This window comes from Sphingomonas tagetis (genome assembly GCF_024211275.1).
GTDB classification, from domain to species: domain Bacteria; phylum Pseudomonadota; class Alphaproteobacteria; order Sphingomonadales; family Sphingomonadaceae; genus Sphingomonas; species Sphingomonas tagetis.
Window position 1 is genome coordinate 1 of the sequence record NZ_JAMLDX010000029.1, and the last position, 12,435, is coordinate 12,435.

General features: G+C 67.4%; 14 protein-coding genes. 8 read left to right on the forward strand and 6 right to left on the reverse strand.

Annotated features, from left to right (window positions below):
* Positions 1 to 221: 221 nt before the first annotated feature.
* From M9978_RS21690 to eda, 8 genes are all read left to right on the forward strand, one after another.
* Positions 222 to 581: a MarR family transcriptional regulator gene (locus tag M9978_RS21690; protein WP_254297062.1), complete on the forward strand. Its 360-nt coding sequence runs from the start codon at positions 222 to 224 to the stop codon at positions 579 to 581.
* Positions 514 to 891 carry an SH3 domain-containing protein gene (locus M9978_RS21695; protein ID WP_367305142.1) on the forward strand — a complete coding sequence of 126 codons (378 nt, stop codon included), beginning with the start codon at positions 514 to 516 and terminating at the stop codon, positions 889 to 891. Before M9978_RS21690 ends, M9978_RS21695 begins: the two co-directional genes overlap by 68 nt.
* Positions 888 to 1,820, forward strand: a complete 933-nt coding sequence (gene argC, locus M9978_RS21700) for an N-acetyl-gamma-glutamyl-phosphate reductase (RefSeq protein ID WP_254297064.1) — start codon at positions 888 to 890, stop codon at positions 1,818 to 1,820. The genes M9978_RS21695 and argC overlap by 4 nt, the downstream gene beginning before the upstream one ends.
* A gap of 75 nt (positions 1,821 to 1,895) precedes the next feature.
* A complete protein-coding gene (zwf, locus tag M9978_RS21705; protein WP_254297066.1) occupies positions 1,896 to 3,353 on the forward strand; it encodes a glucose-6-phosphate dehydrogenase in 1,458 nt (485 codons plus the stop codon).
* A 41-nt stretch (positions 3,354 to 3,394) separates the two neighbouring features.
* Entirely contained in the window at positions 3,395 to 4,102 is a 708-nt protein-coding gene (gene pgl / locus M9978_RS21710; protein WP_254297067.1) for a 6-phosphogluconolactonase, read from the forward strand.
* A gap of 12 nt (positions 4,103 to 4,114) precedes the next feature.
* Positions 4,115 to 5,935 carry a phosphogluconate dehydratase gene (gene edd / locus M9978_RS21715; RefSeq protein WP_254297069.1) on the forward strand — a complete coding sequence of 607 codons (1,821 nt, stop codon included), beginning with the start codon at positions 4,115 to 4,117 and terminating at the stop codon, positions 5,933 to 5,935.
* Between the two features lie 11 nt (positions 5,936 to 5,946).
* Positions 5,947 to 6,918 carry a glucokinase gene (gene glk, locus M9978_RS21720; protein WP_254297071.1) on the forward strand — a complete coding sequence of 324 codons (972 nt, stop codon included), beginning with the start codon at positions 5,947 to 5,949 and terminating at the stop codon, positions 6,916 to 6,918.
* Positions 6,915 to 7,535: a bifunctional 4-hydroxy-2-oxoglutarate aldolase/2-dehydro-3-deoxy-phosphogluconate aldolase gene (eda, locus tag M9978_RS21725; protein WP_367305143.1), complete on the forward strand. Its 621-nt coding sequence runs from the start codon at positions 6,915 to 6,917 to the stop codon at positions 7,533 to 7,535. The genes glk and eda overlap by 4 nt, the downstream gene beginning before the upstream one ends.
* Before the next feature lie 4 nt (positions 7,536 to 7,539).
* Here the strand turns inward: eda and M9978_RS21730 are convergent, their stop codons facing one another.
* The 6 genes from M9978_RS21730 to fabD form a co-directional block, all read right to left on the reverse strand.
* A complete protein-coding gene (locus M9978_RS21730) occupies positions 7,540 to 7,944 on the reverse strand; it encodes a nuclear transport factor 2 family protein (RefSeq protein ID WP_254297073.1) in 405 nt (134 codons plus the stop codon).
* Between the two features lie 51 nt (positions 7,945 to 7,995).
* Entirely contained in the window at positions 7,996 to 8,964 is a 969-nt protein-coding gene (gene mltG / locus M9978_RS21735; protein ID WP_254297112.1) for an endolytic transglycosylase MltG, read from the reverse strand.
* Positions 8,965 to 8,989: 25 nt separating this feature from the next.
* Positions 8,990 to 10,249: a beta-ketoacyl-ACP synthase II gene (gene fabF, locus M9978_RS21740; protein WP_254297075.1), complete on the reverse strand. Its 1,260-nt coding sequence runs from the start codon at positions 10,247 to 10,249 to the stop codon at positions 8,990 to 8,992.
* 108 nt (positions 10,250 to 10,357) lie between these two features.
* Positions 10,358 to 10,594, reverse strand: coding sequence for an acyl carrier protein (locus tag M9978_RS21745; RefSeq protein WP_066575645.1), 237 nt, complete (start codon positions 10,592 to 10,594; stop codon positions 10,358 to 10,360).
* Positions 10,595 to 10,693: 99 nt separating this feature from the next.
* Positions 10,694 to 11,431 carry a 3-oxoacyl-[acyl-carrier-protein] reductase gene (gene fabG, locus M9978_RS21750; RefSeq protein ID WP_254297077.1) on the reverse strand — a complete coding sequence of 246 codons (738 nt, stop codon included), beginning with the start codon at positions 11,429 to 11,431 and terminating at the stop codon, positions 10,694 to 10,696.
* A gap of 10 nt (positions 11,432 to 11,441) precedes the next feature.
* The gene (gene fabD, locus M9978_RS21755; RefSeq protein ID WP_254297079.1) at positions 11,442 to 12,377 is read right to left on the reverse strand and encodes an ACP S-malonyltransferase; all 936 of its coding nucleotides are present in this window, start codon (positions 12,375 to 12,377) and stop codon (positions 11,442 to 11,444) included.
* Positions 12,378 to 12,435 lie beyond the last annotated feature (58 nt).

Genomic DNA, 12,435 nt, shown 5'->3' on the forward strand with positions numbered 1-12,435 from the left:
CCCCCACCCGGCCACCCACTTCAGTGTATCTTTGATGGGTGGCCGGGTGGGGGAGCGGGCCGGTGCCGCCCGTTCAGCTTTGCTGAACCCAAACTCGCGAACAATCGTCACTTCAGCGCAACATTTCGCCGTGTCGCTGAAACTCGTTGCCTATCGGGGCGTTAATGCCGCTGAAAGCCCCGCTCCTTGCGGGTGTGTAACCAACCAGCGAGTGCCATGCGATGAACGCCATGAGCGACCATTCGCTATATAATTGGAAGTCGACCCTGATCGACTATGTCCGGTCGGGCGAGCCGGATCTCACCAACCGCCAGATGGCGCTGATGCTGCTGGTCTATCTCGATTCAGGACCGCACACCGTGCGCGGATTGGCCAAGGCGCTCAACGTATCCAAACCGGTGGTGACGCGCGCCTTGAACAGGCTGGGCAGCCTCGGCTATCTGCGCCGCCAGCGCGACGACACCGACAAACGCAACATCTTCGTCGCGCGCACACCGGAAGGGGCGGAGTTTCTTGCAGAATTCGGACAATTCGTCACCGGCGAAACCGGCGCGGACCACCCCGTCCGGCGCAGCGCGTAGCCGATTCGCGCTGACCGGGCGCTCGGCGCGAATCGATCCGCGCACCGATGCCGCGCGCCGCGACCTGGCCGATGTCCGTCTCGCCAGCCGCGTCTTCGCACCGCACTATGCCGCGCCGGTGACCTATGTCGCCACGGCGGCCACCCCGCTGCTCGAAAGCCGTGATCCCGCCGCCGAGACGCTCGTGCAGCTGGCGATCGGCGATCTGTTCGAAGTCCTCGAACTGTCGGCGGGCAGCGCCTGGGGCCGTGCCCCGGCCCCCGGTCTGGTCGGCTATGTCGACGCCAGCCATCTGAAGGTGGCGGCATGACGATCGGCGTCTTCATCGACGGCGCCGCGGGCACCACCGGCCTCGAAATCGCCGACCGGCTCGCCGGACGGAGCGAGATCGAGCTGATCACGCTCGCTGACGCCGACCGCAAGAACGCCAAAAGGCGCGCGCAGGCGCTCAATTCGGCCGATTTCGTGATCCTGTGCCTGCCCGACGACGCGGCGCGCGAGGCGGTCGAGCTAACCACCAACAGCGCTACGCGCATCATCGACGCCTCGACCGCGCACCGCGTCGCGGATGGCTGGACCTATGGCTTTGCCGAGCTCGATCCAGCGCAGGCCGCGGCGATCCATGAGGCGCGGCTGGTGAGCAACCCCGGCTGCTGGCCGACCGGCTTTCTCGCGCTCGTCCGCCCGCTGGTCCGCGCCGGGCTGATCCCGCCCGACTGGGGACTCTCGGCGAGCGGCGCCTCGGGTTATTCGGGCGGCGGCAAGGCGATGATCGCGGAGTTCGAGGACGGCACGGCCGACACCGCCTTCCGCGCCTATGGCATGAGCCTCGAGCACAAGCATCTGCCCGAAATGCAGAAACATGCGCGGATCGATCACGCCCCGATCTTCCAGCCCGCGGTCGCGCGCGCCTATCGCGGCATGCTGATCGAGGTGCCGCTGGCGCTTCACGCCCTCCCGCGCAAGCCGTCGGTGCAGGCGATCGAGAGCGCGCTCGCCGACGCCTATCGCGATTCGCCGGTGGTGCATGTGCTGCCGAGCGAGGGCGTGTCGCTGGTCACGGTCGAGGAAGTCGCGGGCACCGACCGCATGCATCTGCGCGTGTTCGGCAATGCCGAGCGCGGGCAGGTCCGGCTGGTCGCCACGCTCGACAATCTCGGAAAGGGCGCGGGCGGCGCTGCGGTGCAGAACCTCAACATCATGGCGGGGCTCGACCCCACGGCCGGGCTGGTCCTTTAGACCGGACAAGCGCAACCCCGCTTGCCCCGCGCGGTGCCGCTGCTAGGGGACGAACCGACAGGCGTTGGAGGAACGATGCGGGATCCATTCGGCAAGCTGCTGCTGTTCGGCGCGACGGGCGACCTTGCCCAGCGCATGCTGCTGCCCTCGCTCTACGGCCTCCATGCCGATGGCTTGCTGTCGAGTGGGCTGACGATAACCGGCACCGCGCGGTCAACGCTGTCAGACGCGGAATATCGCGACTTCGCGGCCAAGGCGCTGGCGACTCATCTGCCCGACGACCGCAAGGACGATGGGCAGATCGCGAGCTTCCTCGACAGGTTGCAATATCAGCCGCTCGACGCGTCGAAGACCGATGGCTTCGGCGAGCTCGCGGCCAAGCTCGGCGACATCTCGAACGGCCTCGCCATCTTCCTGTCGACCGCGCCGAGCCTGTTCGAGCCGACGATCGAGGGCCTCGCCTCGGCGGGGCTGGCGGGCGACAATGTCCGCATCGGCCTCGAAAAGCCGTTGGGCTTCGACCTCGCCTCGAGCCGCGAGATCAACGATGCGGTCGCCAGCGTCTTCCCCGAGAACCGCACCTTCCGCATCGATCACTATCTCGGCAAGGAAACCGTCCAGAACATCCTCGCGCTGCGCTTCGGCAATTCGCTGTTCGAGCCGATCTGGAATGCGGCGGGGATCGACCATGTCGAGATCACCGTCAGCGAGACGGTTGGACTCGAAGGCCGCGCGGGCTATTATGATGATGTCGGCGCGCTGCGCGACATGGTGCAGAACCATATTCTCCAGCTGCTCGCGCTGATCGCAATGGAACCCCCTGCCCGCTTCGACGGCACCTCGATCCGCGACGAGAAGGTCAAGGTGCTGCGCTCGCTGCGTCGTATCGCCGGGCAGGACGCGGCGAACCTGACGGTCACCGGGCAATATACCGGCGGTGCGTCGGGCGGGAAGATCGTCGCGGGCTATGCCGAAGAGCTGGAAAAGCCTTCGCGCACCGAGACCTTCGTCGCGGTCAAGGCGCATGTCGACAATTGGCGCTGGCAGGGCGTGCCCTTCTACCTGCGCACCGGCAAGCGCATGACCGAGCGGCGATCGGAGATCGTCGTCCAGTTCAAGCCGGTCCCGCATTCGATCTTCGCCGAGCGCGGCGGCGTGCTGCAGTCGAACACGCTGATCATCCGCATCCAGCCCGAGGAATATGTCCGCCTGCTGGTGATGGCCAAGGAGCCTGGCCTCGACCGCGAGGGGGTGCGGCTGCGCGAAGTGCCGCTGAACTTGAGCCTCGAGCACGAGTTCGCCGGCACGCGCCGCCGCATCGCCTATGAGCGGCTGCTGCTCGATCTGCTGGAAGGCGATCCGACGCTGTTCGTGCGCCGCGACGAGGTGGAGGCGCAATGGGACTGGATCGACTCGATCCGCGCCGGCTGGGACAGCGCGGACGTCAGGCCCAAGTCCTATGCGTCCGGCACCTGGGGACCGAGCGCGGCGATCGCGCTGACCGAGCGTGACGGCGTAACCTGGAACGAATAAGCGCGTTTGCACACTTAGGCATCCGCTGGAGACACGAAGACATGGCCGAAGAAATCGAATGGTGGGACTATGAGGATGGCGACGAGTGGGCCGAAGCGCTCGCCGGTGACATCGGCTTCATCATCGAAAGCGCGATCGACGCGCGCGGCGCTGCGGTGATCGCGCTGCCGGGCGGCAAGACCCCGGCGCCGATCTATGAGAAGCTCGCGGGCGCCAAGCTCGACTGGAAGCGCGTCACGATCGTGCCGACCGACGACCGGCTCGTCCCGCTCGGCGATCCGCTGTCCAACGTCACGGCGCTCGGCAAGGCGTTCCTGCCCAAGGGCGCGCGCGTCATCCCGCTGATCAGCGACAAGGCCGAGGACTACAAGGCCGCAGGCCGCGCGGCGGACGCCCGCCTGCAGGACCTGCACTGGCCGCTCGACCTCGTCCTGCTCGGCATGGGCGCGGACGGGCACACCGCCTCGATCTTCCCCGGCCCCGATTATGACGAGGCGCTGAGCGGCCCCAAGGAGCGCCGCGCATTGGGCGTGATGCCCGATCCGCTGCCCAGCGAAGCCCCGGTCGCGCGCGTCACCTTGTCCGCCGCCGCCATCGCCAACGCCAAGTCGCTGATGATCGCGATCACCGGCGCGGAGAAGCGCAAGGTGCTGGAAAAGGCCGCCGAACAGGGGCCGTCTTCGTCCTACCCGATTGGCCGCGTGCTCGCCGAAACCGAGTTGCCAGTCGATATCCACTGGGCCGAATAAGGGACTGAATCAATGCCGCTTCATCCCGAAGTCGCCGCCGTCACCGATCGCATCATCGAGCGGTCGAAGGACCGCCGCGCCGCCTATCTCGCGCTGATGACCCAGCAGCGCGAGAATGGCGTCGGGCGCCCGCGGCTCGGTTGCGCCAACCTCGCCCATGCCTTTGCCGGGACCGACGAGCAGCGCGACCGGATGAAGGAGGGGCGGTCGATGAACATCGGCATCGTCACCGCCTATAACGACATGCTCTCGGCCCATGCGCCCTATTACCGCTATCCCGAGCAGATGAAGGTGTGGGCGCTCGAAGCGGGCGCCACCGCGCAGGTCGCGGGCGGCGTTCCGGCGATGTGCGACGGAGTGACTCAGGGCTATGCCGGGATGGAGCTGTCGCTGTTCAGCCGCGACAGCATCGCCATGGCCACCGCCATCGCGCTCAGCCACAATGTGTTCGAGGGCGCGGCGCTGCTCGGCATCTGCGACAAGATTGTGCCGGGCCTGCTGATGGGCGCGCTGCGCTTCGGCCATCTGCCGATGGTGCTGATCCCCGGCGGGCCGATGCGCACCGGCATCGCCAACAGCGACAAGGCGCGCGTCCGCGAGCTCTATGCCGAGGGCAAGGCGAGCCGCGAGGAACTGCTCGACAGCGAGATCGCCGCCTATCACGGCAAGGGTACCTGCACCTTCTATGGCACCGCCAATTCGAACCAGATGATGGTCGAGGCGATGGGGCTGCACATGCCAGGCGCGTCGTTCGTCAATCCCGGCACCAAGCTGCGGCAGGAACTGACCAGGGCAGCGGTGCAGCGGCTGCCGGAAATCGGGTGGAATGGCAATGACTACCGCCCGATTGGTGAGATCGTGGATGAACGCGCGATCGTTAATGCGGCGGTGGTGCTGCTCGCCACCGGCGGCTCGACCAACCACCTCATCCACCTGCCCGCCATCGCGCGCTGCGCCGGCATTCTGATCGACTGGCAGGATTTCGACCGCCTCTCGCGCGTCGTGCCGTTGTTGGCTCGCGTCTATCCCAATGGCTCGGCCGATGTGAACGGATTCGAGGATGCCGGCGGCCCGACCTTCGTCATCCGCGAACTGATCAGGGGCGGCATCCTCCACGCCGACACCACCACCGTCGCCGGCGACAGCCTCGCCGATTACACGCGCAAGCCTGACCTCGACGGCGACCAGCTCGTCTGGCGCGACCACCCCGAAACCAGCGGCGACGACACCATCCTGCGCACCATCGACGCGCCCTTCTCCGAAGAAGGCGGCTTCCGCATCCTCTCGGGAAATCTCGGCCGCGCGTGCATCAAGGTCTCCGCCGTGGCGCGCGACCGCTGGACGATCGAGGCGCCGTGCCGCGTCTTTTCCGACCAGCAACAGGTGCATGACGCGTTCAAGGCCGGCGAACTCGACCGCGACGTGGTCGTCGTGGTCCGCTTCCAGGGTCCGCGCGCCAACGGCATGCCCGAGTTGCACAAGCTCACCCCGCCGCTCGGCGTGCTGCAGAACAAAGGCTATCGCGTCGCGCTCGTTACCGATGGGCGAATGTCGGGCGCGTCGGGCAAGGTGCCGGCGGCGATCCATCTCTCGCCGGAAGCGATCGGTGGCGGTCCCATCGGCAAGCTGCGCGACGGCGATGTCATCCGCCTGTGTGCGGAGGAGGGCATCCTCAGCGCGCTGGTCGATCCGGTGGAATGGGCCGCCCGCGAGCAAGCCGCGCCGCCACCCGCCGAGGCCGGCGTTGGCCGCGAGCTGTTCGCGCTGATGCGGCTCACGGCGAGCGAGGCGGAAGCGGGCGGATCCGCGATGCTCGCCGCGGCGGAACTCTGAAGGGACAAGGCATGGACGTCGTCGCAGTCGATATCGGGGGCACGCACGCGCGCTTCGCCATTGCGCAGGTCGAAGGCGGCCGCGTGGTGGCGATGGGCGAGCCGGTCACGCAGAAGACCGCCGATCACGCCAGCCTGCAGCTTGCCTGGGAAGCCTTTGCCGCAAGCGCAGCGCGCGCCCTGCCCCGCGCCGCCGCGATCGCCGTCGCCTCGCCGGTCAATGGCGAGCTGATCAAGCTCACCAACAATCCGTGGATCATCCGCCAGCCGCTGGTGAAGGAGCGGCTGAACGTCGACGCCTTCACCATCATCAACGATTTCGGCGCGATCGGCCACGCCGTCGCCCAATTGCCCGACAGCGACTTCGTTCATCTGTGCGGTCCGCAGACAACGTTGCCAGAACAGGGCGCGATCACCATCTGCGGCCCCGGCACCGGCCTTGGCGTCGCGCAGGTGTTCCGCACCGGCAGCGGCGCCTATCACGTCATCCCGACCGAAGGCGGCCATATCGATTATGCGCCGCTGGACGAGATCGAGGACCAGATCGTCCGCCGCTTGCGCCCGAGCTACACGCGCGTCTCGGCCGAGCGCATCGTGTCCGGCCCCGGCATCGTCCCGATCTATGAAACGCTGGCGGCGATTGAGGGCAAGCCGGTCGCCCATCTCGACGACAAGGCGATCTGGAGCCTCGCGCTCGAGGGCGGCGACTCGCTCGCCGCCGCCGCGCTCGACCGCTTCTGCCTTGCGCTCGGCGCGGTGGCGGGCGATCTCGCGCTCGCGCACGGACCGACCGGCGTGGTGATCGCGGGGGGCCTCGGCTATCGACTCAAGGACCGGCTGCTCAATTCCGGGTTCGGCCAGCGCTTCATTGCCAAGGGGCGGTTCCAGTCGCTAATGGCCGGCATTCCAGTCAAGCTGATCACCCACCCCCAGCCCGGCCTTTACGGCGCAGCGGCGGCATTCGCGCAGGAGCATAGCCAGTGACCCCAGTCACCAACATCGAAGCGATCATGCGGACCAGCGCCGTCATCCCCGTGCTGGTGATCGATGACGCATCGACCGCGCGGCCGCTGGCGGAGGCGCTGGTACGTGGCGGGCTCAAGGTGCTCGAGGTCACGCTGCGCACCCCTGCCGCACTCGACGCGATCCGCGAAATGAAGCAGGTAACCGGTGCCATCGTCGGCGCGGGGACGGTCGTCAGCACCGATCAGTTCGCGCAGGTGATGGATGCCGGCGCCGAGTTCATCGTGTCGCCCGGCCTCACCGAGCGGCTCGGCAGCGTGATCGTCGAGAGCGGCGTGCCGTTTCTGCCCGGCGTGGCGAGCGCGGGCGACATCATGCGCGGCTATGACCTGGGCCTGCGCCACTTCAAATTCTTCCCGGCCGAGACCAGCGGCGGCCTCAGGGCGCTCAAGGCGCTGGCCGCGCCCTTCCACGAGGCCAAATTCTGCCCCACCGGCGGGATCAGCCCGGCGACCGCGCCCGACTGGCTCGGCTTCGACCCGGTGCTGTGCGTCGGCGGCAGCTGGGTCACGCCCAAAGGCGCGAGCATGGACGAAATCGAGCAGCTCGCACGCGGCGCGGTGGCGCTGCCGCGCTAACCGCTCACGCCGCGCCGGTCGCCCGCGCGACGTCGAGCGTATCGACGCGCTGTTCGAACGCCACCGCCTTGCCGTCGCGGACGGTCCACAGATGGACGACCTGCGGGTTCATCGCCTTGCCGGTGGCGAGGTAGGTGCCGGCATAGCGGCCGAGCATCACCACGCGGTCGCCTGCATCGAGCAGTTCCTCGGGCAGCACGGTGAAGCCGTCCCATTCGCTGCCGCAGCGCGCGAACACGCCGGCCGCGATTGCTTCGGGTCCGCGATAGGGGTTGCCGTCGGCATAGGGGAAATTCTCGGCCTCGCACCAGACGATGTCGGGACTCATTCGCCCCAGCACGCCGGCGACGTCGCCTGCGGCGAAGGCGTCGTAGAGCCCCTGGATCACGGCCACATTTTCAGCAGACATCGCATCCTCCCGTATTTCGGCGGGCTAGCCTGCCTTACGAGCGAGCATTTGTCACATTTCGCCGCGTGCCCGCCGCAGCGCATACCATTTCTGCACATTGGCGTTGTGCTGCTCGAGCGTGTCCGCGAAGACATGCCCGCCGCTGCCGTCCGCGACGAAATAGAGCGCGTTGGTCGCTTCCGGATTCAGCACCGCGTCGATGCTCGCGCGCCCGGGATTGGCGATCGGCCCGACCGGCAGCCCGGCACTGGCATAGGTGTTGTAGCCGTTCTTGTCCTGCAGCTCGGAGCGCAGGATGCGGCGGCCGAGCGGCTTGCCCTTGGTCACCGGATAGATGACGGTCGGATCGGCCTGTAACGGCATGCCGCGCTTGAGCCGGTTGGAATAGACCCCCGCGACCATCCGCCGCTCCGCGGGCTTTCCGGTTTCCTTCTCGACGATCGAGGCGAGGATGATCGCTTCCTCGGGCGTGTTCACCGCGATCCCCGGTTTGCGCTTCGCCCAGGCGGCGGCGAGATATCGGGTCATCGCCGCCTGCATCGAATCGAGCACCTTCTGCCGCGTATCTCCGCGCGCATAGGCATAGCTGTCGGGCAGCACGGACCCCTCGGCAGGCACCGCCGCCTCGCCGCCGAGGTGCGGCGCGGCCATCAGCCGCTCATGCACCATGATCGACGGCATCCCCTCGGGCACCATCACGAAGCGCTGGAGCGTCTTGCCGCCCTGCAGCATCTTGAGGATGTCGGACTGGCTGATCTTCGCGGGCACGCGATATTCGCCCGCCTGGATCGGGGTGTCATCGCCGAAGATGCGTGCCATCCACAGGAAGGTGTCGGCGTCGCGGATCGCGCCGGCCTTCTCCATCGCCTGCGCCGCCGCGGTCATCGTCGCGCCGGCCGGCACTTCGACCGTGACATTGGTCCTGGCCGGCCCCGGCCCGCCCCACTGGTTCGCGCCCCAGAAGGCCGCGCCGACCGCGAGCAGCACGGCGATGACGCCCAAACAGCCGAGCTTGCGCAGCATCGCCATGTATCTCCTGCGGCGGTCAGACCGCCTTCATCACGAGGCTCGCATTGGTCCCGCCAAAGCCGAACGAGTTGTTCAGCACGGCCTTGATCTTCCGCTCCTTGGCCTTGTGCGGCACCAGGTCGACGCCCGCGCAATTCTCGCTCGGATTGTCGAGGTTGAGCGTCGGCGGCGCGATCTGGTCGCGCATCGCGAGGATGCAGAAGATGCTCTCGACCGCGCCCGCGCCACCCAGCAAATGGCCGATCGCCGACTTGGTCGAGGACATGCTGAGATCGCCGATGGCGTTGCCGAACAGCTTGCGCACCGCGCCCAGCTCGAGCTCGTCGCCGAGCGGTGTCGAGGTGCCGTGCGCGTTGATATAGTCGATGTCCGACACGTCGAGTCCCGACTTCTTCATCGCCATCTGCATCGAGCGGAACGCGCCAGAACCCTCGGGATGCGGCGCGGTGACGTGATAGGCGTCGCCCGACAGGCCATAGCCGACCACCTCGGCATAGATTTTCGCGCCACGCGCCTTGGCGTGCTCATATTCCTCGAGCACGACGATCCCGGCGCCCTCGCCCATGACGAAGCCGTCACGGCCCTGATCCCACGGCCGGCTCGCGCGCCACGGCTCGTCGCGGAACTCGGTCGACAATGCGCGTGCCTGGCCGAAGCCGGCAATGCCGATCGGGCAGATCGTCGCCTCTGCGCCGCCCGCCAGCATGATGTCGGCATCGTCCATCGCGATCATCCGCGCGGCGTCGCCGATCGAGTGCGCGCCGGTCGAGCATGCGGTCACCACCGCATGGTTCGGCCCCATCAGCCCATATTTGATCGAGACCTGGCCCGAGATCAGGTTGATCAGCCGCCCGTGCACGAAATGCGGTGAGACGCGCTTCGGCCCCTTCTCCGCCAGCACCAGCGATTCGCTCTCGATCCCCGGGAGCCCGCCAATGCCCGAGCCGATCGAGCAGCCGGCGCGAAACCGCTGTTCGTCGGTCATGTCGGTCAGCCCGGCATCCTCGATCGCCTGTCCCGCCGCGTCGATGCCATAGATGATGAACGGATCGACCTGACGCTGGATCTTGTGATCGACTCGCTTGCCCGGATCGAAGCCGTATTCATGGTCGGCGGGCTTCACTTCGCACGCATAGTTGGTGTGATAGTCGGTCGCGTCGAAGCGCGTGATCGTGCCCGCGCCGGACTTCGCCGCGACGATGTTCTTCCACGCGGTCTCGACATCCGCACCCAGCGGGGTCACGAGGCCAAGGCCAGTCACGACGACGCGGCGCATAGTATCTCTCCGTAGTCTTTAGAATGCGAAACGGCTCCCCACCCCTTTCCGGGACCGGGAGCCGTTCGTCAAATCCTGCCCGAGCGGGCCGGCATGGCGGTGACCCGCTTAGCCCTGATTCTCGTCGATATAGGTGATCGCGTCCTTGACGGTCGTGATCTTCTCGGCGGCGTCGTCGGGGATCTCGACCCCGAACTCTTCCTCGAACGCCATCACCAGCTCGACGATGTCGAGGCTGTCCGCGCCCAGGTCGTCGATGAAGCTCGCGTCCTCGGTCACCTTCTCGGCTTCGACGCCGAGGTGCTCGACGACGATCTTCTTCACGCGATCGGCGGTCTCGCTCATACCCTGTTCCTTCTTATTGAGGCTGAATCCGGTGTTTCCTGAACGCACGTAGAACGCCACTTGGTCCCGCGCAAGGGGGCGCAAGTGGCCTGGGCACGGTCAGATCATCGCCATGCCGCCGTTCACATGGAGCGTCTGACCCGTCACATAGCCGGCTTCCCTCGATGCCAGATAGACAACTGCGGCGCCGATATCCGCGCCATCGCCGAGGTCGCCCGCGGGAATCTTCGTCAGCAGCGCGGTCTTCTGCGCTTCGGGCAGTACATCGGTCATCGCCGAGCGGATGAAGCCCGGCGCGACGCAGTTCACCGTGATCCCGCGGCTTGCCAGTTCCTGCGCCATCGCCTTGGACATGCCGACCAGCCCGGCCTTGGACGCGGCATAGTTGGCCTGTCCGGGGTTCCCTGTCGTACCCACGACAGACGTGATCGACACGATCCGCCCGAAGCGGGCCTTCATCATCGGCCTGGCGGCGGCGCGCATCAGCCGGAACGCGGCCTCGAGGTTGACGCGGATGACCGTGTCCCACTCCTCGTCCTTCATGCGCATGGCCAGGTTGTCGCGCGTCACCCCGGCATTGTTGACGAGGATGTCGACCTTCCCCAGCGCCTCGACCGCCGACGGCACCAGCGCGTCCACCGCGGCCCCGTCACTGAGGTTGCACGCCAATGCGACATGGTCGCCGCCCAGTTCGGCGCGAAACGCCTCCAGTTTCCCGGCATTGGACCCCGAAACCGCCAGCCGAGCGCCCTGCGCAGCCAGCGCCTTCGCGATTTCCGAGCCGATCCCGCCCGAAGCGCCGGTCACCAGCGCGGTCATGCCTGTAAGGTCGAACATGCTCATCTCCTCAGAGCGCCTTTTCCAGCGCCTCGATATCGTCCATCGTCACCACGCTGGTCACGCCCGCGTCCGGCGCGATGCGCTTGACCATTGCGCCGAGCACCTTGCCGCCAAGCTCGACATAATCGTGCACGCCAGCATCGAACATCGCCGCGACCGATTCGCGCCAGCGCACCATGCCGGTCACCTGCTCCACCAGCAGCGTGCGGATCGTGTCGGGGTCGCTCACCGGCGCCGCGGTCACATTGGCATAGACCGGCACCAGCGGCGCGCGGATCGCGACTTCGCCAAGCGCCTTCTCCATCGCGTCAGCCGCGGGCTGCATCAGCGGGCAGTGGAACGGCGCCGACACCGGCAGCAGCACCGCGCGCTTCGCGCCATGTTCCTTCGCCAGCCCGACCGCGCGGTCGATCGCGCCCTTCGCGCCCGAGATCACCACCTGCGACGGGTCGTTGTCGTTCGCAACGCTGCACACCTCGCCCTGCGCCGCGGCATCGGCGATCGCCTGCGCCTTGACGAGGTCCGCGCCGAGCAATGCCGCCATCGCGCCCTCACCCACCGGCACCGCCGCCTGCATCGCCTGACCGCGTAGCTTGAGCAGCCGCGCCGTCACGCCGAGATCGAGCGCGCCCGCCGCGCACAGCGCGGTGTATTCGCCGAGGCTATGCCCCGCGACGAAATCGGCCTTCTCCGCCAGCCGCAGGCCGCCTTCCTTCTCCAGCACGCGCAGCACCGCGATGGCATGCGCCATGATCGCCGGCTGGGCGTTCTCGGTCAGTAACAGGTCGCTCTCCGGCCCCTCGGTCATCAGCTTGAACAGATTCTGCCCCAGCGCCTCGTCGACCTCCTGGAACACCTCGCGCGCGGTCGCGCTCGCCTGGCTCAGCGCCAGCCCCATGCCGACCGACTGGCTCCCCTGACCGGGAAAAATGAAGGCACGCATTGCTTAAGGCTCCTCGAAATCAGGCGCCGGCCCTATGCCCCTCGCGCCGATCCCGCAA